The following is a 23,680-nucleotide window of genomic DNA, read 5'->3' on the forward strand; positions in this document are numbered from 1 at the left end:
TTCGATGCCGATTCTCGTACGCAGGGCCGTCCTGCTGTTTTCCGCAGCATTCCTCGCAGAGGCGGCAGTGGGTCAGACACAGGCAGGCGCTGTTCCCGGCGGCAGCGATGCCATGCCTTCACCGCTTCCTCCGGCGTCCGGCCCCAGCACCGGCGAGTTCCTGAGGCGCGCGCGCGACGCATCGCGCCAGCGCACCTATGCCGGCACATTCGTGGTTTCGGCGGCGACCGGCAACCTGTCGAGCGCACGCATCTGGCATGTGGCCGACGGCAAGGTACTGATGGAGCGCATCGAGGCGCTTACGGGCGCGCCGCGTTCCACGTTCCGTCGCAACGACAAGGTCATGACCTTCCTGCTCGACGAGAAGGTGGTCAAGAGCGAGCAGCGCGAAAACCTCGAACTGTTTCCGAATCTGCCCGATGCTTCCGACACGGCGATCGCCGACTTCTACGATGTCCGTGCGCTCGGCAAGGGCCGGGTCGCCGGTTTCGATGCGGACGTCATCCAGCTGGCGCCGCGCGACGGTCTTCGCTTCGGGTACAGGGTCTGGAGCGAGCGTCGCACGGGTCTGGTGATTGCGCTGCAGACCGTCGACGCAACCGGCCGTGTCGTCGAGCAGTCGGCGTTTTCCGAGTTGCAGTTCGATGTCCCGGTCAAGACGCAGGCACTCGCTCAGATGATGGGCAATACCACCGGCTATCGGATCGAAAAGTCCGAACTGGAGCGCACGACGGCGGAAGCCGAAGGCTGGACCTTGCGCGACCCCGTCGCCGGATTCAGGGCGGTGAGCTGCTATCGCCGCGCGCTCGACGGCGCATCGAATCCGGAGCGCACGATGCAGTGGACCTTCTCCGACGGCATGGCTTCGGTGTCGTTGTTCGTCGAGCCCTATGACGCACAAAGACAGTCGAAGGAAGTTCTGCTCGCCACTGGCGCGACCAACACGCTGACCCGTCGGCTGACCGACAAGGGCGGCGACTGGTGGCTCACCGCTGTCGGCGAAGTCCCGCCGCAGACGCTTCGGGCGTTTGCGCAAGGCCTGTCCCGTACCCGCTGATCAAGCAATTGAAAGAAAACCAATGATGCGCAAGTTCGAAGCGAAGCATTTCCGCACCCTTCTGACGGCCGGCGCGATGGCGCTGACGATGGCCGGAACCTTCCTGCCGGTTTCCAGCGCCAGCGCACAGACACGCACGCTGCCCGACTTCACGGACCTCGTCGACCAGGTCGGTCCGGCGGTGGTGAACATCCGCACGATCGAGAAGGTCGCGCAGCGCGAGGGCGCCACGCCCGGTGGTATCCCCGGTATCCCCGGAGTTCCCGGCACGCCCGGATCGGGCGAGATGGACGAGGAGATGCAGGAGTTCTTCCGGCGCTTCTTCGGCCAGCCGTTGCCTGGTACGCCGCGCCAGTCGCCGCGACCCAATCGTCCGCAACAGCAGCCATCCGAGGAATCGCGCCCCCGTGGCGTGGGTTCCGGCTTCATCCTGAGTCCCGACGGTTTCGTCATGACCAATGCCCACGTGGTCGAAGATGCCTCCGAAGTGTTGGTCACGCTACCCGACAAGCGCGAGTTCAAGGCCAAGATCATCGGCGCGGACAAGCGTACCGACGTCGCGGTGGTCAAGATCGAGGCTACCGGCCTGCCTTTCCTGAAGGTCGGCGATGTGTCGAAACTGCGCGTCGGCGAATGGGTCATGGCGATCGGCTCGCCGTTCGGCCTGGAAAACACCGTGACTGCCGGCATCGTCAGCGCCAAGCAGCGCGACACCGGCGATTACCTGCCGTTCATCCAGACCGACGTCGCCATCAATCCAGGCAACTCGGGTGGCCCGCTGATCAACATGCGCGGCGAAGTCGTCGGCATCAACAGCCAGATCTATTCGCGCTCGGGCGGATTCATGGGTATCTCGTTCTCGATCCCGATCGACGAAGCGATCCGCGTCAGCGAGCAGCTGCGCACCAGCGGTCGCGTGTCTCGCGGTCGCATCGGCGTACAGATCGATCAGGTGTCGAAAGAGGTTGCGGAATCGATCGGCCTCGGCCGCGCGCAAGGCGCGATGGTGCGCAGCGTCGAGGCTGGCTCGCCGGGCGAGAAGGCCGGTGTAGAGGCAGGCGACATCATCCTCAAGTTCGATGGCAAGGCGATCGAGCGACCGAGCGATCTGCCGCGCCTGGTGGGCAACACCAAGCCGGGTACGCGCAGCGTGCTGACGGTATTCCGACGCGGTGCGCCGCGCGACCTGAACGTGACCGTCGCCGAGATCGAAGCCGACAAGCCGACACGCCCCGCCGTCGAGCGCGAGGAGCCGACGCCGAAGTCGTCCGCATCGGCGGCTGCGAAGTCGCTCGGCCTGGCCGTCAGCGAGCTGACGGAAGCGCAGAAGAAAGAGCTGAAGGTGCGCGGCGGCGTCAAGATCGACACGGCCAGCGATGCGGCTGCACGCGTCGGTTTGCGTGAAGGCGACGTGATCCTGGCGGTAGGAAATATCGAAGTCGGAAGCGTCAAGGAATTCGATGCGGCCGTCTCGAAAGCAGACAAGACGAAGCCCGTGAGCGTGCTTTTCAGGCGTGGCGACTGGGCTCAGTACGTTCTGATCCGTCCGGCGCGCTGAGTTCCGAGAGCGGTGCGGCAGGGCCTGCAACTGCCGAGTGGCCCCACCCGTCAGTCGGGTTTGGGGCCTTTTTTTGACTGTTCGACCACGACAAATCGAGTTTTTGAAAGTTTTTCGCAGGCCCGGTTTGATGGATTGAAGTTCGTAGGCACTAACTTGAAAAACGCCTCATTAGCAGTTTTTAGTAGAATGGAACGTGGCTGGACAATCCAGCGGGCATAAGGAGGCGTCTCGTGTTCACCATGCGGGACGTTTGCAAACAGTCCACCGGCGGTCCACAGATCGCCCACAAGTTGTCCAACGGCTCATCCACCATCTCTGTGGATAAGTTGTTCATAAGTCTCCTGTTGCTGACCTGCAACGACCTTTCCTGACCCGGTTCCGACATGTACGCGCCCCCCTTTTTGCCTACAATGAAGTCCCAACTACTGCAGTTGCCATTGCTTGTTGGTTCAGGGCGCGTCTCTTTCGGACGCGCCCTTTTTTCTTGCCTGTCGCGTTCTGCGGTCGAGGCAATTCAAGTACTTAAGCGTTCCCGTTGATGAAGCACATCAGAAATTTTTCCATCATTGCGCACATCGACCATGGCAAGTCGACACTTGCCGACCGCCTGATCCAGCGCTGCGGCGGCCTGGCCGATCGCGAGATGGAGGCCCAGGTTCTCGACTCGATGGACATCGAGAAAGAGCGTGGGATAACCATCAAGGCGCAGACGGCCGCACTGCATTACAAGGCGAAGGATGGGCAGGTCTACAACCTGAACCTCATCGACACGCCGGGCCATGTCGACTTCTCGTACGAGGTGAGTCGCTCGCTGTCCGCATGCGAAGGCGCATTGCTCGTCGTCGATGCATCGCAGGGCGTCGAGGCGCAGACCGTGGCCAACTGCTACACGGCGCTCGACCTCGGCGTCGAAGTCGTTCCGGTGCTCAACAAGATGGACCTGCCCAATGCGGATCCGGACAACGCGCGCACCGAGATCGAAGACGTGATCGGCATCGATGCGACCGATGCGATTCCGTGCTCTGCCAAGACCGGCATGGGCATCGACGAGATCCTCGAAGCCGTCGTCTTGCGCATGCCGCCGCCGCGCGGAAATCCCGATGCGCCGCTGCGCGCGATGATCGTCGACAGCTGGTTCGATGCCTACGTCGGCGTCGTGATGCTGGTGCGCGTGGTCGACGGCCGCCTGGGCAAGGGCGAGCGCATCAAGATGATGGCTTCGGGCGCGACCTACAACGCCGACAACCTCGGCGTATTCACGCCGCACAGCGAATCGCGCAATTCGCTGGAGGCAGGCGAGGTGGGCTTCATCATCGCGGGCATCAAGGAACTGCAGGCCGCGAAGGTCGGCGACACCGTCACGCTGATCAAGACCGGCACGGGCGGCGCTGCCGCAACCGCGACCGAGGCGCTTCCGGGCTTCAAGGAAATCCAGCCGCAGGTCTTTGCCGGCCTGTATCCGACCGAAGCCAGCGAGTACGACTCGTTGCGCGACGCGCTCGAGAAACTGAAGCTGAACGATGCGTCGCTTCAGTACGAACCTGAAGTGAGCCAGGCGCTCGGCTTCGGTTTCCGCTGCGGCTTCCTCGGGCTGCTGCACATGGAGATCGTGCAGGAACGGCTGGAGCGCGAGTTCGATCAGGACCTGATCACGACCGCGCCCAGCGTGGTCTACCAGGTGGTTCGCAGCGACGGCGAAGTCATGATGGTGGAGAACCCGTCCAAGATGCCGGACGTCGGCAAGATGAGCGAGATCCGCGAACCGATCGTGACCGTGCATCTCTACATGCCGCAGGAATATGTGGGTTCGGTGATGACGCTCGCCGTGCAGAAGCGCGGCGTGCAGCTCAACATGGCCTACCACGGCCGGCAGGTGATGCTGACCTACGAGATGCCGCTGGGCGAGATCGTTCTCGATTTCTTCGACAAGCTGAAATCGGTAAGCCGCGGTTATGCGTCCATGGACTACGAGTTCAAGGAATATCGCGCGTCGGACGTGGTGAAGGTTGACATCCTGCTCAACGGCGAAAAGGTCGATGCGCTGTCGATCATCGTTCACCGCACGCAGAGCCAGTACCGCGGCCGGGCGGTGGTGTCGAAGATGCGCGAGATCATCTCGCGCCAGATGTTCGACGTCGCGATCCAGGCCGCGATCGGGGTCAACATCATTGCGCGTGAGACAATCAAGGCCCTCCGAAAGAACGTGCTTGCCAAGTGCTACGGCGGCGACATCTCCCGCAAGAAGAAGCTGCTCGAAAAGCAGAAAGCGGGCAAGAAACGAATGAAGCAGATCGGCTCCGTCGAGGTCCCGCAAGAGGCCTTCCTGGCGATCCTGCAGGTCGAAGACTGATCTCTCCCCCCCGACATGGCACTCCTCACTTCCCTGATCCTCGCGGCCTTCGTGAGCTATATCGGCGCCTGGTATTTCGGCGCCGTCGAAGGCAACTTCGCGCTGCTGCTGTTCATCGCCACGGTCATTACCGGCGCCTACTGGCTTGCAGAGCGCTTCTACTTCCTGCCGAAGCGCCGACGTGCGGTCGCGGCGCTCGATGCGTCGTATGCCGAACGCAGCGCCGAACTCTCGCGCCAGGGCATCACCCAGGTCGACCGCGTCGACGAGAAAGTGCGCGAACGCCTGGTGATGCAGCCCTGGTGGCTCGACTGGACCGCCGGTCTGTTCCCCGTGATCATCGCGGTCTTCCTGTTGCGCTCTTTCCTGTTCGAGCCGTTCAAGATTCCGTCCGGTTCGATGATGCCGACGCTGCTCACCGGCGACCTGATTCTGGTGAACAAGTTCACCTACGGCCTGCGGCTGCCGGTGATCAACACCAAGATCACCGAAGGCACGCCGCCGGCTCGCGGCGACGTGATGGTGTTCCGCTATCCGCCGCAGCCGTCACTCGACTACATCAAGCGCGTGGTCGGCGTGCCCGGCGACGAGGTGGCCTATCTCAACAAGAAGCTGACCATCAATGGTCAGCCGGTCGACAAGGTCGCAGTGCCGGACTTCTTCGATGAAGACACCATGCGCTACCTGAAGCAGTTCAGCGAGAACCTGGGTGCGCGCAAGCACAACATCCTCAACGACGAGAACCGCCGTGCCGGTATCTCCGAGGTCGAAGTGATGCCGTTCGGCAACCAGGAAAACTGCCGCTACAGTATCGAAGGCGTTGTCTGCAAGGTGCCTGCCGGACACTATTTCATGATGGGCGACAACCGCGACAATTCGCTGGATTCGCGCTATTGGGGCTTTGTTCCGGACAAGAATATCGTCGGTAGGGCGTTCTTCGTCTGGATGAATTTCGGCGACCTGAAGCGCATCGGTCCATTCCAATAAAAGCAATCATCGAGGGGTAGAGAAAATGAGGGTCCAAAGGGCGGTTCGCGCGTCGAGGCAGCGCGGTATTTCTTTCATCGGGCTGCTGTTCGTCGCTGTCGTGCTGGCATGCGTCGGCGTGGTCGTGGCGCAGGTGATCCCGACGCTGATCGAATACCAGGCGATCACCAAGGCGGCCAACAAGGCGGCCGAAGGATCGACAGTGCCTGAAGTGCGAGCCATCTTCGACCGCTCCCAGGCCATCGACGACTTCAAGTCGGTCAGCGGCAAGGACCTGGATGTGCAGAAGGTCGGCGAGAAAGTCGTCGTCTCCTTTGCATACGACCGTGAAATCCATCTGTTCGGACCCGCTTTCCTCGTGCTCAAGTACAAGGGGCAGGGACTGTCCCGCTAATTGAGAGACGTGTTCAAACAGGCAGAAGGCGCCCATGTCGCGCTGCAGGCGCGTCTTCAGCATTCGTTCTCGGATGTACGGTTGCTTCAGCTCGCACTCACGCATCGCAGCTTTTCTGCCGATCACAACGAGCGACTCGAGTTTCTTGGCGATTCCGTCCTGAGCCTGGCTGTGTCGCATCTGCTCTATGAGCGGCTTTCGGCGCTGCCCGAAGGCGATCTTTCGCGAGTCCGGGCGAATCTGGTCAAACAGGAAACGCTGCATCAGCTGGCGCTCAAGCTGGCATTGCCGCCGCTGCTGCGGCTGGGCGAGGGCGAAGCGCGCTCCGGCGGACCGAATCGACCTTCGATTCTCGCGGACGCGATCGAGGCGCTGATCGGTGCCGTGTATCTGGATGCCGGCTACGAAGCAGCGCAGAACGTGGTTCGCCGGCTTTACGAAGACGTCGAGATCAGCGCGCGCATGGACGCCGCGGCCAAGGACCCCAAGACCGAATTGCAGGAATGGCTGCAGGGGCACAGAATGAAACTGCCGGTCTACAGCGTGGCAAGCACGCTGGGCGCGGCCCACAAACAAACCTTCGATGTCGAATGCAAGGTGCCCGAACTGGGCCTGAGCGAACGCGGCATCGGCGGCTCGCGCCGTGCAGGCGAACAGGCCGCTGCGGCTGCGATGCTGATCCGAGTGAAGTCCCGCGGGACGAAAGCAAAATGAATTCCACTATTTCTCCCGACGACGCGACTGCTCCGATCGACCCGACCGCACCGACGGAATCTGCCGAGCCGCACGACCGCGATGCCGACGAACTGCCGACCGTCAGCCTCGAAGACCATCTGCGAAAGCTCAATGCAGGCGCGGCGAACATCGCCAGCACCGGCGAAGGCGTCCAGCGCTGCGGCCTGATCGCGATCGTCGGCAAGCCGAATGTCGGAAAATCGACACTCCTGAACGCGCTGGTCGGCCAGAAGATCAGCATCACTTCGCGCAAGGCGCAAACCACGCGCCACCGCATCACCGGCATGCGCAGCCGTCCGCTGCCCGAAGGCGGCGGTACGCAGTTCGTGTTCGTCGACACGCCCGGCTTCCAGACGATTCATGCCAATGCGCTGAACAAATCGTTGAACAAGACCGTCAAGGGCGCCGTGTCGGACGTCGACCTGATCCTGTTCGTGGTCGAAGCAGGCAGCTTCACGTCGGCCGATGCCAAGGTGCTGGCATTGCTCGGCAAGGACATTCCGGCGGTGCTGATCGCCAACAAGTTCGACAACATTCACCGCCGCGGCGACATCGCGCCCTGGCTGCAGACGATGGCCGAGAAGCACAGCTTCGCCGAATTCGTGCCGATGTCGGCGAACAATGCGAAGGATGTCGAGCGGCTGTTCGGGATCTGCGAGAAGTACCTGCCCGAGCAGGCGTGGTGGTATGCCGAAGACGAACTCACCGACCGCAGCGAGCGTTTCATGGCCAGCGAGACGGTGCGCGAAAAGCTCTTCCGCCTGACCGGCGACGAGCTGCCCTACACGTCGACCGTCATCATCGACAAGTTCGACGAGGAGCCGCCGCAGCGCAAGGGCCACAAGCGGCTGCTGAAGATCGCCGCGACCATCGTGGTCGAACGCGACGGCCATAAGGCGATGGTGATCGGCGACAAGGGCGAGCGCATCAAGCGCATCGGCACCGAGACGCGGCAGGAGCTGGAAAAGCTGCTCGATGCCAAGGTTTTCATCGAGATGTGGGTCAAGGTGCGGTCTGGCTGGGCCGACGACGAAGCCCGCGTGCGCAGCTTCGGCTACGAGTAAGCGCGGGTGGCGACACAGCGCGTTTCGCACGAGCCGGCGTACGTGCTGCACCGTTACGACTGGAGCGAGTCGAGCCTGATCCTCGAAACCTTCACCCGGCATCACGGACGCATCGCGCTGGTGGCCAAGGGTGCAAAGCGGCCGAGTTCCAACTTCCGGCCGGTGCTGTTGCCGCTCCAGCCGCTTCAGGTCAGCTACGGCGGCGATGCCGAAATCCGTACGCTGAAATCCGCCGAATGGATGGGCGGCCACGTCATGCCGACCGGCGAATCGCTGATGTCGGGCTATTACGTCAACGAGCTGCTGTTGCGTCTTCTGGCGCGCGACGATGCGCATGCGGCGCTGTTCGATGCCTATGCCGGCGTGGTTCAGGTGCTGGCGACATCGGCGTCGTACGGCGATGCGCAAGCCGCGACGCAGGCGTCTGCATTGCGCGCTTTCGAGCTTCTGCTGCTGCGGGCAGTCGGTTTTCTGCCGACGCTCGACGCGCAGACGCTCACGCTGGCGCCGCTCGAACAGGAAGTTCGTTATGCCCTGGTGCGCGAAGCCGGCCTGCGCGAAGCCGACGAGAACGAGCCGTCGCTCGCCGGTGCCGACTGGCAGGCGCTACAGGATTCGCTCGACGACCAGGCGCCGTTCACCGCCACGCTACGGCGCATCGCCGAGTTCACGCCCGGCACCAACGCCGCGTTGCGCACCCAGTTGCGAACATTGCTCAACTACCATTGCGGCGTCCACACGCTGCGCACGCGCCAGATGATGCGGGAGCTGCAAAACCTATGACCACCTCCAATTCCGTCCGCCCGGGGACCGCGCTGTCGGTCAACGTCAACAAGGTCGCGTTGTTGCGGAACACGCGCCACCTCGGTATTCCGAGCGTGATCCGCGCTGCGGTCCAGTGCCTCGAAGCCGGTGCGCACGGCATCACCGTGCATCCGCGGCCCGACGCGCGCCACATCCGGGCCGACGATGTCCATGAACTGCATGCACTGCTGAAAGCCAACTGGCCGCAAGCCGAGTTCAACATCGAAGGCAATCCGTTCCACAACCTGATGGATTTCATCCGCGAGCTGAAGCCCGATCAGGCGACCTTCGTGCCCGACAGCGAAGGCCAGTTCACCAGCGACCACGGCTGGACCTTCCCGCAGGATGCCGAACGCCTGCGTCCGCTGGTCGCCGAAACCCGCGCGCTCGGCGTGCGTGTGAGCCTGTTCATGGATCCGATCCCCGAAATGATGGCGGCAGCCAAGGCGGTGGGCGCCGACCGCGTCGAGCTTTATACCGAAGGCTATGCGGCATCGCGCGGCACGCCCGAAGCCGATGCCGTACTGGCGCGCTACGCCGCCACGGCGAAGGCGGCGTATGCGGCAGGCATGGAAGTCAACGCCGGCCATGACCTGAGCAGAGACAACCTCGCCGAATTCCTGCGCAACGTGCATGGCGTGAAGGAAGTGTCGATCGGCCATGCCTTCATCGCCGACGCACTGGAAATCGGTTATGCGGCGACCACCCGCGACTACCTGCGCTGCATCGACGACGGGAATGCGGCCACGTGATCTACGGTATCGGCACCGACATCTGCGACGTCCGGCGCATCGCAGCCACCTTCGAGCGCCAAGGCGAACGCTTCGCCCGCAAGGTGCTGAGCGACGCTGAATTCGCCGTCTGGCAGGCCCGCAGCGCGCGCTGGCCGAAGCGCGGCATCAGCTATCTGGCGACACGTTTTTCCGCGAAGGAAGCGTTCAGCAAAGCAGTCGGCATGGGGATGCGCATGCCGATGAGCTGGCGCCTTTGCGAGATCGCGAATGCGCGCAGCGGCAAGCCGGAAATCGTTCTGCATGGCGTGCTGAAGGAATGGTTCGAGGCCGAGGGGCTCACGGCGCACGTCACGGTGACCGATGAAACCGATTACGCGGCGAGCTTCGTGGTCGTCGAGAAAAACTGAATATCCTGGAAATGACGATTTCTCTCCACGCGCCGCTCATCATCGATGTTGCCGGCACCGCGTTGACTGATGCCGACCGGCGTCGTCTTGCGCATCCGCTGGTCGGCGGCGTGATCCATTTCACGCGCAACTGGCAGGACCGGGCGCAGATGTGCGCGCTTAATGCCGAGATCAAGGCGATTCGGCCCGACATCCTGATCAGCGTCGACCACGAAGGCGGGCGCGTGCAGCGTTTTCGCACCGACGGATTCACGCGTCTGCCGTCGATGCGTCGGCTCGGCGATCTGTGGATGCAGGACCCGATGCGCGCCGTTGGCACGGCCACTGCAGCAGGCCATGTTCTCGCCAGCGAACTGCGCGCCTGCGGTGTCGATTTCACCTTTGCGCCGGTGCTCGACCTAGACTACGGCGAGAGCAGCGTGATCGGCGACCGCAGTTTCCATCGCGATCCGCGCGTTGTGTCGATGCTGGCGCAAGCTGTGATTCACGGGCTGTTGCAGGCTGGCATGGCGAGTTGCGGCAAGCACTTTCCGGGGCACGGTTTCGTCAAGGCGGATTCGCATGTCGCGATTCCGGTCGACCGCCGCAGCCTGAAGGCGATTCTGGCCGACGATGCGCGACCGTTCGAGTGGCTGGCCGGGACGCTCGCCGCCGTCATGCCGGCGCATGTCATCTATCCCAAGGTTGACGCGCGGCCGGCCGGCTTCTCCCGGAAGTGGCTGAACGACATCCTGCGCGGCAAGCTCGGTTTCGACGGTGCGATCTTCAGCGACGACCTGAGCATGGAGGCCGGTCGCTACATCGACGGGAAACTGTTGAGCTACACCGATGCCGCACTGGCCGCGCTGGATGCCGGCTGCGACATGGCGCTGCTGTGCAACCAAAGCGTCGGCGACGGCGGCGCGCTCGACGAAATGTTGGACGGGTTTGCAGAGGCAGCCGGAGGCGGTCGCTGGCTGCCGGACGCGGCCAGTGAGGTTCGGCGTCTGGCATTGCTGCCGAGAACGCCTGCGCGGGGATGGGACGTGCTGCTTGTGACTCCGCGTTACAAATGCGCAATCGCATCGCTGTCCGCGCTTTAACTGCTTGCCGACTTCAGACGACGCTGAAGTCTCGTCACCGAGGCCTTAGCCTGCGTTCTTGAGCGCCTTCTTGGCCTTGTCCGCCGAATTGTTCGCGCGGTTCTTGTGATAGCCGGATTTCACGTTGTTGACAGCCTTTCCGACCGGGCCGCTTTTCTTCGCTTTGCTGTCGGCGCGCTTCTCGTCGATCTTGTGCTTGGCTGCATCGGTCGCTTCGGATGCCGCCTTGCCGACCTGGGCGCTGGCGGTCATCACGGTGAGGGAGGCGGCCAGTGCGGCGACGGTCAGGACGATCTTGTTCATGCGGATGCTCCGGTACTGTTCGAGAAGACTCGATCTTGTCAGCTTCCGCAACCCAGGAATGTCAGCCGGTGCCGCACGGATTCGATCAGCCAGCTGTCGAGGTCGAGGTCTATGTCTAGGTCGAAGCCGGCGCAGGTTCGTTGCCCCAGAGTCGCGGCCCGCCCGCATCCAGATGCGTCAGATACACCCGCAGGTCGAACTCGCGCTGGTGATATTTTGGGTCCATGCGCAGGCACAGCGCATAGAACGACTTGTCGTGATCTCGCTCCTTCATGTGCGCGAGCTCATGCACGACGATCATCCGCAGCCATTCGACCGGCACCGTCCTGAACAGGCTGGCCACGCGAATCTCGCGCTTTGCCTTCAATTTGCTGCCCTGCACGCGTGAAATCGTCGTGTGCGTGCCGAGCGCGTTGCGGATGACGTGCAGCTTGTTGTCGAAAGCCACCTTCGACAGCGGCTCCGCGTTGCGCAGGAATTCGCTCTTGAGCCCGGTGACATAGTCGTAGAGCGCGCGGTCGGTGCGAACCTCGTGCGCGACCGGATAGCGCTTGAGCAGCGTCTCGCCGAGCCGCTGCTCGACCATCATCTGCCGCACCTGATCCTGCAGCGACGCCGGATAGTGCGCGATGTACTTCACGCCGTGGCGACCTTCGATGTGCGCGCCGAGTAGGCCAGCCCCGCAGCCACTCCGCCGAACAGGTCGCCCTCGACCAGTTTCACGCCCGCGAATCCGCGCCGCAGCGCTTCCTGGAACGGCCGCAGCGCCGACGAGCCGCCGGTCAGGTAGATCGCGTCCAGGTCATGGCTGCGCAGGCCGGCACGGCGCACGCACTCGTGCGCGTTGGCGACGATCTTGCCGAGCAGGTCGGAGAGTTGCTGGGTCATGTCGCCGGGCGACAGCAGGGCATCCAGGCCTTTTTCGGCGAAAGAGAGATCGATGCGTACGTCCTGGTGCGTCACCGAACTGTCGATCTTGGCCTGCTCGACTTCGGCGGCGATGCGGTGGCCGTAACGCTCTTCGAGCACAGTCATCAGCCGGTCGTGCAACCGCACGTCAGCGTAGCTGCTGCGCAGCTCCTTGGCCTGACGCACGGCTTTCGGCGCGTAGAGCCAGTTGATCAGGTGCCACGACGACAGATCGAAGAACACGCCGCTCGGCACCTCGCGCCCGCGCGCATCCTTGTGGCGGTAGCCGAAATTCGGCATCACGCGCTCGACGTTCAGTCGCTGGTCGAAATCGGTGCCGCCAATGTGGACGCCGCTGGTCGCCAGCACATCGGCGCTGCGGTCGGCCAGCACCGCGCGCTCGGGACCGAGGCGGACGACCGTGAAGTCGGAAGTGCCGCCGCCGATATCGACGATCAGCACCAGCGACTCCTTCGTCACGCGCTGCTCATAGTCGAACGCAGCAGCAATCGGCTCGAACTGGAAGCTGATGTCGCGGAAGCCGGCCGTGCGCGCTGCTTGGCGCAGGCTGTCTTCGGCCAGCTGGTCGCGCTTGGCATCGTCGTCGACGAAATGCACCGGACGGCCCAGCACCACGCGGTCCGGCCGGCTGCCCAGCGTCTGCTCTGCGCGGGTGCCGAGTTCGAGCAGGAAGCGCGCGACGATGTCCTGGAAGCTCACCAGCCCGTCGTAGACCGCCGTGGTTTCCTGCATCAGCGAACTGCCGAGCAGGCTCTTGAGCGAGCGCATCAGCCGGCCTTCGACGCCCGACAGGTACATCGCGATCGCGTCGCGGCCGAAATGCGTCGTGCGGTCTTCGGCGTTGTAGAAGAGGGCGGTCGGCATCGTAGTCGCCGTGCCTTCGAGCGGTAGCGCTTGCGCCAAGCCGCCAATGGGCGCGTAGGCGATGGCGGAATTGGACGTGCCGAAATCGATGCCGATCATGGCGTCTTGCGGGCGGCTCAAAACTCTTTGCGGAGTGCGGGGAACAGGATCACGTCGCGGATGCTCGGCGAGTCGGTGAGCAGCATCATGAAACGGTCGATGCCGATGCCGCAACCGCCGGTCGGCGGCATGCCGTATTCGAGCGCGCGAACGAAGTCGTGGTCGTAGAACATGGCTTCATCGTCGCCGCTGTCCTTTGCCGCGACCTGCGCGTTGAAACGCGCGGCCTGGTCCTCGGCATCGTTCAACTCGCTGAAGCCGTTGCCGAATTCGCGGCCGGTGATGTAGAGCTCGAAGCGCTCGGTGACTTCCGGGCGGTCGTCGTTGGCCCGGGCCAGCGGCGAAATCTCGGTCGGGTGTTCCATGATGAAGGTCGGCTGCCAGAGCTTTTCTTCGACGGTCTCTTCGAAGTACAGCACCTGCAGGCTGGCCAGGCTGCGCTGCGAAAGCTTGTTCTTCTCTTCGGTCAGGCCGATCTTGCGCAGCGCGTTGACGAGCCATGCGCTGTCGTCGACGTTCGCACCGGCGTCGGTGTGCTTGACGATCGCCTCGCGGATCGTGAGCCGCTCGAAGGGCTGGCTCAGGTCGACCGGCTTGCCCTGATAGGTGAGCTGTTCGCCGCCCGTGGTCTTCTTCGCGATCGTGCGGATGATCATCTCGGTGAAATCCATCAGATCGAGGTATGTCCAGTACGCGGCGTAGAACTCCATCATCGTGAACTCGGGGTTGTGCCGCACCGAAATGCCTTCGTTGCGGTAGCTCCGGTTGATCTCGAACACGCGCTCGAAGCCGCCGACGATCAGGCGTTTCAGGTACAGCTCCGGCGCGATGCGCAGGAACATTTCCTGGTCGAGCGCGTTGTGGTGCGTCTTGAACGGCTTGGCATTCGCGCCGCCGGGTATCGGATGCAGCATCGGCGTCTCGACTTCGAGGAAATCGTTCGCAACCATGAACTCGCGCAGCGCGCTCACGGCCTTGCTGCGCGTCTTGAACCGGTCGCGCGCGGATTCGTCGGTGATCAGATCGACATAGCGCTGGCGGTATTTCTGCTCCTGATCGGCCATGCCGTGAAACTTGTCGGGCAGCGGGCGCAGGCTCTTGGTCAGCATGCGGATCTTCGTCACCTTGATCGACAGCTCGTCGGTCCTGGTCTTCATCAGCGTGCCTTCGGCACCGACGATGTCGCCCAGGTCCCAGCGCTTGAAGTCGGCATACGCGTCTTCGCCGATGGCGTCGCGGGTCACGTAGAGCTGGATGCGGCCGGTGCTGTCCTGCACCGTCGCGAAACTGGCCTTGCCCATCACGCGCTTGAGCATCATGCGGCCGGCGATGCTGACGACGATCGCCTGCGCTTCGAGCACGTCGGCAGCCGTTTCGTCATGCGATTCGAGCAGCGCGGCGGCGCGGTGCTGCGGCTTGAAATCGTTCGGGAAGGCGACGCCCCTGCCGTCCGCATGCGCCGCGCGGATGTCCTTGAGTTTCTCGCGGCGCTCGGCGATCAGCTGGTTTTCGTCGATGGCTGGAACGGCCGGAGCTGCTGCAACGGCAGCGGGAGAGGTCTTGGAATCGGTCATGGCGGAACTGGATGGCACGCGCGGGTTGCGCACGTGCATGAATTCGAGGGCGGAACCCTCGATTTTAGCCAGTGATGCCGTTGCGTCCGAGCAGGTCGCTCACCAGTTCCAGGCGCATCAGCGGGCTGTCGAGTTCCATCAGCCGCTGCTTGAGCGCCGGCTCCAGCGGAAGCAGTTCGCTCCAGCGGTTCGCAACCCATCCGCAATCGTTGTAGCGGTAGGGCTTGGTGAACGGCAGCTGCAGGCCGTCCGCATCGCCGCCCTCGGCCAGACGGCGCGCTTCGAGCGTATCGACCAGGCGGCGCAGTGCGTCGGCTGCGTGTTTCAGGTCTTCGGGGATGGCGAGCGCCATGTCGTCGGGAATCGCCTCGACGTCCGCCGTCCAGAGACCATGTTTCTGCAGCTCGCTGCTGGTGATCCTGAAGCGCTGGGTGCCGATGCATTCGATCTGCATCAGGCCGGGCTGCGGCGCTTCGAATTCCCGGATCACGGCCAGCGTGCCGATGGCCGAAAAGCTCTCCGCTCCGCCGATCGGTCCGCCGGGCCGCCGGACTTCGGTCCCCTGCGTCACGCTCACGACGCCGAACGGAACGCCGTTCCTGTGGCATTTGCCGATCATGTCGAGGTAGCGGACCTCGAAGATGCGCAGCGGCAGAAAACCGCCGGGAAAGAGCACCGTTCCCAACGGAAACAATGGCAGGGTGTGCAGAAGGGGTTGTGTCGTCATCTTTGAAACCTCGCTGGCTATCATCGCATTCCCTTTCAAGACGGCGCGCCATGCTCTATCAGATCCCCTCGTTCCTGCTCGACGTCATCGTCGGCCTGCTGGGCGGCGCATGCCTGCTTCGGCTGTACATGCAGTACCACCGCGTACCGTTCGGCAATCCGCTCGGGCGTTTCGTCTTCGCGGTGACCGACTGGATCGTGCTGCCGCTGCGCCGCATCGTGCCGCCGGTCAAGCGCTGGGACCTGGCGAGCCTGATCGCGGCCTGGCTGCTGGTGATGGTCAAGGTCCTGCTGCTGATGCTGCTGGCCGACGGTGCGGACCGCTACGCCGTCGTGCCGCTGGTGGCTCTGATCGCTCTGGCGCAGCTGGCCGTGTCGGGGCTCACGGTCGTGCTAGTGGTCTACGCGGTGCTGTCGTGGATTCCGAACGCATCCATGGAGATGCTGGACCTGATCGGGCGTCTGGCCGAGCCGCTGGTGCGACCGTTCCGCCGTTTCATCCCGCTGGTCGGCGGCGTCGACCTGTCGCCGCTCGCCGCCATCGTCGCGGTTCAGGTCGCCGGCATCGTGCTCGGCAACCTGATGGGGCTCGTGTTCCGGCTCAGCTGACGGCGTCGGCGGGCAAACGTTGCAGCATCGCCAGCGTGCTGGCAATGGTCTTGCGCAGCTCGCGACGATCGCTGATCAGGTCGATTGCGCCCTTGGTCAGCAGGAATTCCGAACGCTGGAAACCTTCCGGCAGGGTGACCCGCACAGTCGATTCGATCACGCGTGGACCGGCGAAACCGATCAGCGCCTTGGGTTCGGCGATCACGACGTCGCCAACGAAGGCGAAGCCCGCCGACACGCCACCCATCGTCGGGTCCGTCAACACGCTGATATAAGGCAAGCCCTTCTTCGCCAGATGCGTCAGCGCGGCGTTGGTCTTCGCCATCTGCATCAGGGACAACAGGCCTTCCTGCATGCGCGCACCGCCGGTCGAGGTGAAGCAGATGAACGGCACCTTCTGCTCGATGGCCGTCTCGACGCCGCGCACGAAACGTTCGCCGACCACGCTGCCCATGCTGCCGCCCATGAACTCGAACTCGAAGCAGGCGACCACCACGCTGATGCTGCGCACCGAACCGCCCATCACCACCAGTGCATCGGTCTCGCCGGTGTTTTCCAGCGCCTCCTTCAGGCGTTCGGGGTACTTGCGGCTGTCCTTGAACTTCAGCGCATCGACCGGCAGCACTTCCTGGCCGAGTTCGTAACGGCCTTCGGCATCGAGAAAGGTGTTCAGCCGAGCGCGTGCGCCGATCCGGAAATGGTGGGTGCAGCTCGGGCAGACGTTCTGGTTGTGTTCCAGGTCGGTCTTGTAGAGCACCGTTTCGCAGCTCGGGCATTTGATCCACAGGCCTTCGGGCACCTGGCGGCGCTCGCTGGGGTCTGTTTTTTGCGCGATCTTCGGTGGAAGCAGTTTTTCGAGCCAGCTCATGGGTCAGTCCTGTCGAGGTGAGGGCGGTCGGAGATTATCGGCCAGCCGCGTTCTTGGCCGTCGCGGTCGGCAATTCGTCGAGCGCCTGCCGGATGCCGGCCAGGAATTCGATCACCACCGGCACCACGCGCTCGCGAGGCTGGCCTTCGAGCAGCTGCAGGATTTTCGTGCCGATCACGACCGCGTCCGCAGCCGAGCCGACCGCCTGCGCGGTATGCGCGTCGCGGATGCCGAAGCCCACGCCGACCGGCACTTTCACATGCTCGCGAATGCGCGGAATCATCCGGCCGACGGCTTCGGTGTCGAGATTGCCGGCGCCTGTCACGCCCTTGAGCGACACGTAATACACATAACCGGTCGCGATGCGTGCGACCTGGGCCATGCGGGTGTCGGTGCTGGTCGGCGCCAGCAGGAAGATCAGGTCGATGCCGACAGCGCGCAGCTCGCCCGCGAAGACCTCGCATTCTTCCGGCGGATAGTCGACAACCAGCAGCCCATCGACGCCCGCTGCAGCCGCGTCGCGCACGAAGCTGCCGGCCCCGTGCACGCCGTTGTAGCGCTCGACCGGGTTGGCGTAACCCATCAGCACGACCGGCGTGGTGTCGTCGGTCTGGCGGAAGGCCGCGACGATGGCCAGCACCTGTTTCGTGCCGACGCCCATCGCGAGCGCGGCTTCGCCGGCTTTCTGGATCACCGGGCCGTCGGCCATCGGGTCGGAGAAAGGCACGCCGAGCTCGATCACGTCGGCGCCGGCAGCAACCATGCCGTGCATCAGCTCCGGCGTGATGTCGGCGAACGGATAGCCGGCGGTGACGTACGGAATCAGCGCCTTGCGGCCATCTCTGGCAAGTGCGGCGAAAGTGGCGGCGATGCGGCTCATGCGCGGCCTCCCTTCACGTTCATGCCGCGCATCGACGGACGGTCGTAGAACTCCACGCCCGAAAGGTCGGCGACCGTGCCGATGTCCTTGTCGCCGCGCCCGGAAAGGTTGACCAGGATCGACTGGTCGGTGCGCATCGTCTTCGCCAGCTTCATCGCATAAGCGACGGCATGGGCCGACTCGAGCGCCGGAATGATGCCTTCGGTGCGGCACAGGTAATGGAAGGCGTCGAGCGCTTCGGTGTCGGTCACGCCGACATACTCCGCACGGCCGATGTCGGACAGGTACGCATGCTCGGGGCCGACGCCGGGATAGTCCAGGCCGGCGCTGATGCTGTGCGTTTCGGTCACCTGGCCGTCCTCGCTCTGCAGCAGGTAGGTTCGGTTGCCGTGCAGCACGCCGGGGCTGCCGCGCAGGATCGAGGCGGAATGCTTGCCGCTGTCCAGGCCTTCGCCGGCCGCTTCGACGCCGATCAGGCGCGTGTTCTCGTACGGGATGTACGGATAGAAGATGCCCATCGCGTTGCTGCCGCCACCGACGCAGGCAACCACGACGTCGGGCTGCCGGTCTTCGCTGAGGTCGACGATGTCCTGCGCCGCCAGCATCTGCGGCATCTGCGCGATGCATTCGGTGCCGATCACGCTCTGGAAGTCGCGCACCATCATCGGATACGGGTGCGGGCCGGCCACCGTACCGATGATGTAGAACGTGTTGTCGACGTTGGCGACCCAGTCGCGCATCGCTTCGTTGAGCGCGTCCTTCAGCGTCTTGCTGCCGGATTCGACCGGCACCACCGTCGCGCCGAGCAGGTTCATGCGATACACGTTCGGGCTCTGGCGCTGCACGTCCTGGCTGCCCATGTAGACAATGCATTCGAGGCCGTAACGTGCGCAGATCGTTGCTGTCGCCACGCCGTGCTGGCCCGCGCCGGTCTCGGCGATGATGCGAGGCTTGCCCATGCGCCGGGCCAGCATTGCCTGGCCGATCACGTTGTTGATCTTGTGTGCGCCGGTGTGGTTCAGGTCTTCGCGCTTCAGGTAGATCTGGGCGCCGCCCATTTCGCGGCTGGTGCGCGCTGCGTGGTAGACCGGCGAGGGCCGGCCGACGAAATGCGCCAGTTCGTAATTGAATTCGGCCAGGAAGTCGGCGTCGTCCTTGTAGCGCTCGTAGGCCTCGCGCAGCTCCTGGATGGCGTGCGTGAGGGTCTCGCTCGCGAAGGTGCCGCCGTAGTTGCCGAAGTGGCCGCTGGCGTCGGGTTGGTGATAGCGGGTGCCGTCCATGGTATTTCTCTCGATCGTTGCGCCGCATCTGTGCCCGGAACCGGGGCAGTGCGGCAATGTCAATGGGTCTGTCCGTCGGCTGCTCGCACGGCAGCGACGAAATCGCGAATCTTCGTGGCGTCCTTGATGCCTTTCAGCCCCTTCGAATCGGGGCCGACGGCTTCGACGCCGGAGCTCACATCAACGGCCAGCGATGTGCATCGCGGCCGGAGCTGGCGTATGCCATCTGCCACGTTTGCAGGTGTGAGTCCACCACTCAAGACGAGGTGAGCGTCGACGGCGGTTGGAAGAAGTGACCAATCGAATGCCTTGCCGCCACCGCCGAACCCGTCGACATGGGCGTCGAGCAGGATGGCCTGGGCGTGAGAGAAATCGGAAGCGTATTTTACGAGGTCGAAATCGGCACCGGCGGCGCCGAGGGGAATACGTGCCGCGCGCAGGAAGCGATGGGCGCCGGATCCGGTCGCTTCGATGCACTGCGCGGGCGTTTCGTCGCCGTGGAACTGTGCCGTCGAACCGGGCACGGCGCGCAACGCCGTCAGCACCGCTTCGGGCGTCTCATTGACGAACAGCAAAACCGGCGTGACGAAGGGCGGCAGTCGCGCGGCGAGTTCCGCGGCGCGCGCGACGCTCACCGCGCGCGGGCTGGCCGCATAGAGCACGAAACCCACGGCGTCGGCACCGGCTGCGACTGCGGCGTCCAGGTCTTGCTCGCGCGTGATGCCGCAGATCTTGATGCGGGTTCTGGCTGGCTGGAACGGGTGCTTTGCGGAGGATTCGGATGCGTCGGAAGTCATGCGCAACGATCATACGCAGCGGGTCTTCAGGCACTCTCGCGAAAGGTCGCTTCCGACGGCAGTCCCCAGGCCGCGTCGTAGAGCGGGCCGAGAAAGTAGAGGCCGGCTGCGGAGAAGGTCGGCGCTGCCACCTTACGGCTGCGCGCGGCCAGCACTTCGGCCATCCACTCGGGTGGCGCATCGCCCTGGCCGATCCTGACGAGACAGCCGAGTATGTTTCTGATCATGTGGTGCAGGAAAGCGTCGGCTTCGAACTCGAACTGCCACTGGCAACGTTCGATCTCGACGCCGTCGGTCGACCGGCCCGCATGCGCATCCCGCTGCTGAACGATGTCGATCCGGCGCACATGCTTGACCGGCGACAGCGCCTGGCAGGCCGATGCCCGGAACGACGTGAAGTCGTGCTGCCCGACCAGCATCGCCGCGGCCACGCGCATCGCATCGCCATCGAGCGCACGCATCGACCATCCGACGCGACCCGCATCGACGCTCGGCCGCACCGGCGACTGCGACAGCAGATAGCGGTAGCGCCGCGTCAGTGCGCTGGCGCGACAGTGGAAAGCGTCGGGTACCGGATGCGCCCACTGGATCGCGATGTCCTCCGGCAGGTAGCGATTGGTGCCGCGAACCCAGGAAAACGGCGTGCGCTCGATGTCGGTGTCGAAATGGACGACCTGCATGAGCCCGTGGACGCCGGTGTCGGTGCGGCCGGCGCAAAGCGTCGTGATGCGTTGTCCGGCATCCAGTCCGGCGAAGCGTGCCAGAGCGACCTCCAGCTTGTCCTGCACCGTCCGGCCGGACAGCTGGCTCTGCCAGCCGTGATAGGCCCGTCCGTTGTAAGAGACGCCGAGCGCCAGTCTCATGCGCCGTTCACAGGCTGGCGAGCAACTGCTTGGCCTGGACCTTCAGGTCGCCCGAGCTTTCTGCTTCGACTTCTTCCATCAGCGACCGTGCACCTTCGGTGTCGCCGAGGGCCTGCAGTTCGCGCGCCAGCGAAAGCTTGATGGCATGCGGAGTTTCGCTGCCTGACCTGCCGCCGTAATCGTCCAGCCCGCCGGCTTCGGTATCGGTGTGCTCGGCTGTGCGCAGACCGGTGAATGCGCTCATGTCGAACTCGATGAAGCCGGAATCGCCCTTCAGGTCACCGCGCACGGTGACGGCTTCGTCGTTGTTTTCCGCCTCTTTCGGCGCTTTCGCTTCTTCCGGCGCAGCCGGACGCGCAGCAGGCATTTCGAGAGCGCCGGGTTCGGTGTTGAAGTCGTTTTCGAGGTCGATCAGGGGCAGGTTGATCGGCACTGCGTCGGGAATCGACGGTGGTGCCGGGGCGGGTGCCACTTTCGGCAGCGGCGCAGGGCGCGTCGGCAGGCTGGCGGTGATCCACTCGGTGTCGAGTGCGGCCTGGGCGTCGGGACGATCGAGATCGAGGTCGAAATCCAGCGGCGCAACGGACGGCACGAATGCCGGAGGCGGTGCGGTATAGGTGACGGGGGGCGAAGGAGGAGGGGGCGAAAGCGGTGCGCCGAGCGTGTGCGAGAACCCGGTCGCACCCGCCGCGGCTGCGGCAGCCGAGACGTTCGCCGCCACCGACGCAGCGGATTCCGGCGCGAACGTCGGCGATCGCATCCCGGCTTCGTAAAGCGGATTGCCCGGATCGAGTTCCTTGCCCATCTCGACGACCCGGTTCCATTCGTTCCCCGTGCCGCCGGTCAGCTTCTGCACGTCGGCAGCCAGCGCTTCGTAGGCACGCAGGTCGCGTCGCTTTGCGTGGATCTCGAGCAGCTTTAGGTGGATGGCTGCGCGTTCCGGATTCACGCGAAGGGCTTCGCGCAGGATTTCCTCGGCCTGCAGGTCGCGGCCGTAGGCGAGGTAGACGTCGGCTTCGGCAACCGGGTCGACATCGCCCGAGTCCATCTGGCTCGGTGAATAGGAGAGCGACGAAATGATGGAGTTGCCGCGATTCTTCGTGTCGACCGTCTCGCCGCCGCTGCCTGCGAAAAACGAATCTTTCGGCAGCCGGCTTTCCATGAAGACGCTGTCGCCGGCGTCCTGCCGACGTTTGCCGGCCAGGCGGTAGGCAATCCATCCGAGCAGGAGCACGATCAGCGAAAGCGCGCCCAGGACGATCGGGTTGTTGAGAAGGTCGACGTACCAGGCGGTTTCCCCGGGCGCTGCAGTTGGGGCCGCAGATGGCGTGACGGGCGATGCGGCCGGTGTTGCCGAAGCAATCGGAGCAACCGGAACAACCGAGGCAATCGGAGTGACGGCCGGAGCAGCGGCTGTCGCCGTGGTCTCGCTGCCCGAACTGGCTGACGTCATCGGAGATGGCTGCGGCGTCGGCGAGGCTTGCACCGGCGCCGGCGAAGCTGCAACTGCTGTTCCTGCCGCTGCCCCTGCCGCGCCGCCTGCCGCCTGTAGCCTGTTCAGTTCGCCGATGTTCTTCGAAAGCTCCGCCATCCGGGCATTGCTCTCCTGCGCCTGTCGCGCCTGAGCGATCTGCTGGTCGGCGAGTCGACCCTGGGCGACCGTCAGCTTGTCGGGCGAAGCGGCGGGAATGCTCCGGTCTTCGACACTGGCCTGCAGCTTGCCGCCGGCCTGCCGACCCGATTCCGCCACGCGCGATGCGGGCGCGTTGTCCGCCAGGCGACGGCGATAGTCGCCGAAGTCGCGACTTTGCGCGACCACCATTCGTTTCGCTTCAGGCGCCGTCGTGGCGCCGGCCTGCGCTGCATCGGGAAGGTCGATCAGCGCGCCCGCCTTGATGCGATTCATGTTGCCGCTGATGAATGCGTCGGGATTGGTGCGCAACATGGCGACCAGCATCTGGTCGAGCGAGACTTCGGCAGGCTTGTAGCTGTTCGCGATCCTGCTGGCTGTGTCGCCAGCACGCACGGTGACCTGCTGGGGCGCGACACTTCGCGCGGGAGATGGAGCGGGCGCGGTGGCCTGGACGCGTGCGGGTGCGGGTGTCGGTGCCGGTACCGGTGCGACTTCGACAGGGCGTTGAGCCGCCCGTACAGTCGGCGTAGCGACGGACGACGTAACAGCAGGGGAAGCAGCGGCCGCGGCCGCTGGCGTCGGTCGACCGCTCGGCGGATCGAGCAGCAATGTGTAATCGCGCACCACGCGGCTGGTGCTGCTGTTGGCTTCAAGCAACAGATCGACGAACGGGTCGGTCAGGCCGCGGGTGCTTGTCAATCGCACCATGTAACGGCCGTCGGCGCGCCGTTGAAGTGAGGCGCGCACGTCCGAAAGCGCGGTGTTGTATGGAATCCCGGCAACGCGAAATGCTTCGCTCGATGCCACGTTGACGCGCAATCCTTCTGCTTCGGCTGCGGTGATTTCCGTGATGTCCACCTCTGCACGCAACGGTTCTCCCAATGCCGAGAGCACGTTGATGCGGCCGAGCGACAGCGCGCCCGCTTCGCCGCTCAAGCTTCCGAGAGCAATTGCAACCGCCGCGGCGACCAGCGTGAGCGGCGCGGTGCGGAAGCGTTGTGCGGTCGGACCGGCTGAGATGCGGGCCGGTGGCATCGGATGTCGTGTCATGCTGTGATGGCGGGCGCCGCGGCCCGAAA

Annotated in this window: 23 protein-coding genes; 12 read left to right on the forward strand and 11 right to left on the reverse strand. The window is 64.3% G+C overall.

Annotated features, from left to right (window positions below; translation table 11 throughout):
* The first annotated feature begins 4 nt into the window (after positions 1-4).
* The 11 genes from ACSFA3_RS12440 to nagZ all read left to right on the forward strand — a co-directional run bounded on the left by ACSFA3_RS12440 (position 5) and on the right by nagZ (position 11,175).
* The gene (locus ACSFA3_RS12440; protein ID WP_435505751.1) at positions 5-1,057 is read left to right on the forward strand and encodes a MucB/RseB C-terminal domain-containing protein; all 1,053 of its coding nucleotides are present in this window, start codon (positions 5-7) and stop codon (positions 1,055-1,057) included.
* A 22-nt stretch (positions 1,058-1,079) separates the two neighbouring features.
* Positions 1,080-2,615 carry a DegQ family serine endoprotease gene (locus tag ACSFA3_RS12445; RefSeq protein ID WP_435505752.1) on the forward strand — a complete coding sequence of 512 codons (1,536 nt, stop codon included), beginning with the start codon at positions 1,080-1,082 and terminating at the stop codon, positions 2,613-2,615.
* A gap of 541 nt (positions 2,616-3,156) precedes the next feature.
* Complete coding sequence (lepA, locus tag ACSFA3_RS12450) at positions 3,157-4,968, forward strand: translation elongation factor 4 (protein WP_435505753.1); 1,812 nt, start codon at positions 3,157-3,159, stop codon at positions 4,966-4,968.
* 15 nt (positions 4,969-4,983) lie between these two features.
* Positions 4,984-5,955 (forward strand): signal peptidase I, encoded by a 972-nt coding sequence (lepB, locus tag ACSFA3_RS12455; RefSeq protein ID WP_435505754.1) that lies wholly within the window; start codon positions 4,984-4,986, stop codon positions 5,953-5,955.
* Positions 5,956-5,980: 25 nt separating this feature from the next.
* Positions 5,981-6,349, forward strand: coding sequence for a DUF4845 domain-containing protein (locus tag ACSFA3_RS12460; RefSeq protein ID WP_435505755.1), 369 nt, complete (start codon positions 5,981-5,983; stop codon positions 6,347-6,349).
* Between the two features lie 9 nt (positions 6,350-6,358).
* Complete coding sequence (gene rnc / locus ACSFA3_RS12465; protein ID WP_435505756.1) at positions 6,359-7,063, forward strand: ribonuclease III; 705 nt, start codon at positions 6,359-6,361, stop codon at positions 7,061-7,063.
* Positions 7,060-8,148 carry a GTPase Era gene (era, locus tag ACSFA3_RS12470; RefSeq protein ID WP_435505757.1) on the forward strand — a complete coding sequence of 363 codons (1,089 nt, stop codon included), beginning with the start codon at positions 7,060-7,062 and terminating at the stop codon, positions 8,146-8,148. The genes rnc and era overlap by 4 nt, the downstream gene beginning before the upstream one ends.
* Before the next feature lie 6 nt (positions 8,149-8,154).
* The gene (gene recO / locus ACSFA3_RS12475; protein WP_435505758.1) at positions 8,155-8,931 is read left to right on the forward strand and encodes a DNA repair protein RecO; all 777 of its coding nucleotides are present in this window, start codon (positions 8,155-8,157) and stop codon (positions 8,929-8,931) included.
* On the forward strand, positions 8,928-9,704 hold the full coding sequence (locus ACSFA3_RS12480) for a pyridoxine 5'-phosphate synthase (RefSeq protein ID WP_435505759.1): 777 nt from the start codon (positions 8,928-8,930) through the stop codon (positions 9,702-9,704). The genes recO and ACSFA3_RS12480 overlap by 4 nt, the downstream gene beginning before the upstream one ends.
* Positions 9,701-10,093, forward strand: a complete 393-nt coding sequence (gene acpS, locus ACSFA3_RS12485; protein ID WP_435505760.1) for a holo-ACP synthase — start codon at positions 9,701-9,703, stop codon at positions 10,091-10,093. Before ACSFA3_RS12480 ends, acpS begins: the two co-directional genes overlap by 4 nt.
* 17 nt (positions 10,094-10,110) lie before the next feature.
* The gene (nagZ, locus tag ACSFA3_RS12490; protein ID WP_435506216.1) at positions 10,111-11,175 is read left to right on the forward strand and encodes a beta-N-acetylhexosaminidase; all 1,065 of its coding nucleotides are present in this window, start codon (positions 10,111-10,113) and stop codon (positions 11,173-11,175) included.
* Between the two features lie 45 nt (positions 11,176-11,220).
* Here nagZ and ACSFA3_RS12495 read toward each other — a convergent pair whose 3' ends face one another.
* From ACSFA3_RS12495 to ACSFA3_RS12515, 5 genes are all read right to left on the reverse strand, one after another.
* Positions 11,221-11,478: a hypothetical protein gene (locus tag ACSFA3_RS12495; RefSeq protein WP_435505761.1), complete on the reverse strand. Its 258-nt coding sequence runs from the start codon at positions 11,476-11,478 to the stop codon at positions 11,221-11,223.
* A 115-nt stretch (positions 11,479-11,593) separates the two neighbouring features.
* Positions 11,594-12,118: a M48 metallopeptidase family protein gene (locus ACSFA3_RS12500; RefSeq protein ID WP_435505762.1), complete on the reverse strand. Its 525-nt coding sequence runs from the start codon at positions 12,116-12,118 to the stop codon at positions 11,594-11,596.
* Complete coding sequence (locus tag ACSFA3_RS12505; protein WP_435505763.1) at positions 12,115-13,371, reverse strand: Hsp70 family protein; 1,257 nt, start codon at positions 13,369-13,371, stop codon at positions 12,115-12,117. The genes ACSFA3_RS12500 and ACSFA3_RS12505 overlap by 4 nt, the downstream gene beginning before the upstream one ends.
* 17 nt (positions 13,372-13,388) lie before the next feature.
* The gene (gene lysS / locus ACSFA3_RS12510; protein ID WP_435505764.1) at positions 13,389-14,945 is read right to left on the reverse strand and encodes a lysine--tRNA ligase; all 1,557 of its coding nucleotides are present in this window, start codon (positions 14,943-14,945) and stop codon (positions 13,389-13,391) included.
* 64 nt (positions 14,946-15,009) lie between these two features.
* The gene (locus tag ACSFA3_RS12515) at positions 15,010-15,672 is read right to left on the reverse strand and encodes an LON peptidase substrate-binding domain-containing protein (protein WP_435505765.1); all 663 of its coding nucleotides are present in this window, start codon (positions 15,670-15,672) and stop codon (positions 15,010-15,012) included.
* A gap of 50 nt (positions 15,673-15,722) precedes the next feature.
* Between ACSFA3_RS12515 and ACSFA3_RS12520 the strand changes: the two genes are divergently transcribed.
* Positions 15,723-16,280, forward strand: coding sequence for a YggT family protein (locus tag ACSFA3_RS12520; RefSeq protein ID WP_435505766.1), 558 nt, complete (start codon positions 15,723-15,725; stop codon positions 16,278-16,280).
* Here ACSFA3_RS12520 and accD read toward each other — a convergent pair.
* The 6 genes from accD to ACSFA3_RS12550 are packed head-to-tail and all read right to left on the reverse strand — an operon-like array spanning position 16,273 to position 23,651.
* Positions 16,273-17,148 carry an acetyl-CoA carboxylase, carboxyltransferase subunit beta gene (accD, locus tag ACSFA3_RS12525; protein ID WP_435505767.1) on the reverse strand — a complete coding sequence of 292 codons (876 nt, stop codon included), beginning with the start codon at positions 17,146-17,148 and terminating at the stop codon, positions 16,273-16,275. The genes ACSFA3_RS12520 and accD overlap by 8 nt on opposite strands.
* A 34-nt stretch (positions 17,149-17,182) precedes the next feature.
* Positions 17,183-18,028 carry a tryptophan synthase subunit alpha gene (gene trpA / locus ACSFA3_RS12530; RefSeq protein ID WP_435505768.1) on the reverse strand — a complete coding sequence of 282 codons (846 nt, stop codon included), beginning with the start codon at positions 18,026-18,028 and terminating at the stop codon, positions 17,183-17,185.
* Entirely contained in the window at positions 18,025-19,308 is a 1,284-nt protein-coding gene (gene trpB, locus ACSFA3_RS12535) for a tryptophan synthase subunit beta (RefSeq protein WP_435505769.1), read from the reverse strand. The genes trpA and trpB overlap by 4 nt, the downstream gene beginning before the upstream one ends.
* Before the next feature lie 59 nt (positions 19,309-19,367).
* Positions 19,368-20,105 (reverse strand): phosphoribosylanthranilate isomerase, encoded by a 738-nt coding sequence (locus ACSFA3_RS12540; protein WP_435505770.1) that lies wholly within the window; start codon positions 20,103-20,105, stop codon positions 19,368-19,370.
* Positions 20,106-20,131: 26 nt separating this feature from the next.
* The gene (gene truA / locus ACSFA3_RS12545) at positions 20,132-20,968 is read right to left on the reverse strand and encodes a tRNA pseudouridine(38-40) synthase TruA (protein ID WP_435505771.1); all 837 of its coding nucleotides are present in this window, start codon (positions 20,966-20,968) and stop codon (positions 20,132-20,134) included.
* Between the two features lie 7 nt (positions 20,969-20,975).
* Complete coding sequence (locus ACSFA3_RS12550; RefSeq protein ID WP_435505772.1) at positions 20,976-23,651, reverse strand: FimV/HubP family polar landmark protein; 2,676 nt, start codon at positions 23,649-23,651, stop codon at positions 20,976-20,978.
* Between the last annotated feature and the right edge of the window lie 29 nt (positions 23,652-23,680).

The sequence above is a fragment of the Variovorax glucosi genome (assembly GCF_051216695.1).
Lineage (GTDB): Bacteria > Pseudomonadota > Gammaproteobacteria > Burkholderiales > Burkholderiaceae_C > Variovorax.

Bases quoted from the DNA above. Each gene is read 5' to 3' on its own strand.
- ACSFA3_RS12440 (WP_435505751.1), top strand. From the start codon at position 5: ATGCCGATTCTCGTACGCAGGGCCGTCCTGCTGTTTTCCGCAGCATTC.
- ACSFA3_RS12445 (WP_435505752.1), top strand. From the start codon at position 1,080: ATGATGCGCAAGTTCGAAGCGAAGCATTTCCGCACCCTTCTGACGGCC.
- lepA (WP_435505753.1), top strand. From the start codon at position 3,157: ATGAAGCACATCAGAAATTTTTCCATCATTGCGCACATCGACCATGGC.
- lepB (WP_435505754.1), top strand. From the start codon at position 4,984: ATGGCACTCCTCACTTCCCTGATCCTCGCGGCCTTCGTGAGCTATATC.
- ACSFA3_RS12460 (WP_435505755.1), top strand. From the start codon at position 5,981: ATGAGGGTCCAAAGGGCGGTTCGCGCGTCGAGGCAGCGCGGTATTTCT.
- era (WP_435505757.1), top strand. From the start codon at position 7,060: ATGAATTCCACTATTTCTCCCGACGACGCGACTGCTCCGATCGACCCG.
- ACSFA3_RS12480 (WP_435505759.1), top strand. From the start codon at position 8,928: ATGACCACCTCCAATTCCGTCCGCCCGGGGACCGCGCTGTCGGTCAAC.
- ACSFA3_RS12495 (WP_435505761.1), bottom strand. From the start codon at position 11,478: ATGAACAAGATCGTCCTGACCGTCGCCGCACTGGCCGCCTCCCTCACC.
- ACSFA3_RS12505 (WP_435505763.1), bottom strand. From the start codon at position 13,371: ATGATCGGCATCGATTTCGGCACGTCCAATTCCGCCATCGCCTACGCG.
- lysS (WP_435505764.1), bottom strand. From the start codon at position 14,945: ATGACCGATTCCAAGACCTCTCCCGCTGCCGTTGCAGCAGCTCCGGCC.
- ACSFA3_RS12515 (WP_435505765.1), bottom strand. From the start codon at position 15,672: ATGACGACACAACCCCTTCTGCACACCCTGCCATTGTTTCCGTTGGGA.
- ACSFA3_RS12520 (WP_435505766.1), top strand. From the start codon at position 15,723: ATGCTCTATCAGATCCCCTCGTTCCTGCTCGACGTCATCGTCGGCCTG.
- accD (WP_435505767.1), bottom strand. From the start codon at position 17,148: ATGAGCTGGCTCGAAAAACTGCTTCCACCGAAGATCGCGCAAAAAACA.
- trpA (WP_435505768.1), bottom strand. From the start codon at position 18,028: ATGAGCCGCATCGCCGCCACTTTCGCCGCACTTGCCAGAGATGGCCGC.
- trpB (WP_435505769.1), bottom strand. From the start codon at position 19,308: ATGGACGGCACCCGCTATCACCAACCCGACGCCAGCGGCCACTTCGGC.
- ACSFA3_RS12540 (WP_435505770.1), bottom strand. From the start codon at position 20,105: ATGACTTCCGACGCATCCGAATCCTCCGCAAAGCACCCGTTCCAGCCA.
- truA (WP_435505771.1), bottom strand. From the start codon at position 20,968: ATGAGACTGGCGCTCGGCGTCTCTTACAACGGACGGGCCTATCACGGC.
- ACSFA3_RS12550 (WP_435505772.1), bottom strand. From the start codon at position 23,651: ATGACACGACATCCGATGCCACCGGCCCGCATCTCAGCCGGTCCGACC.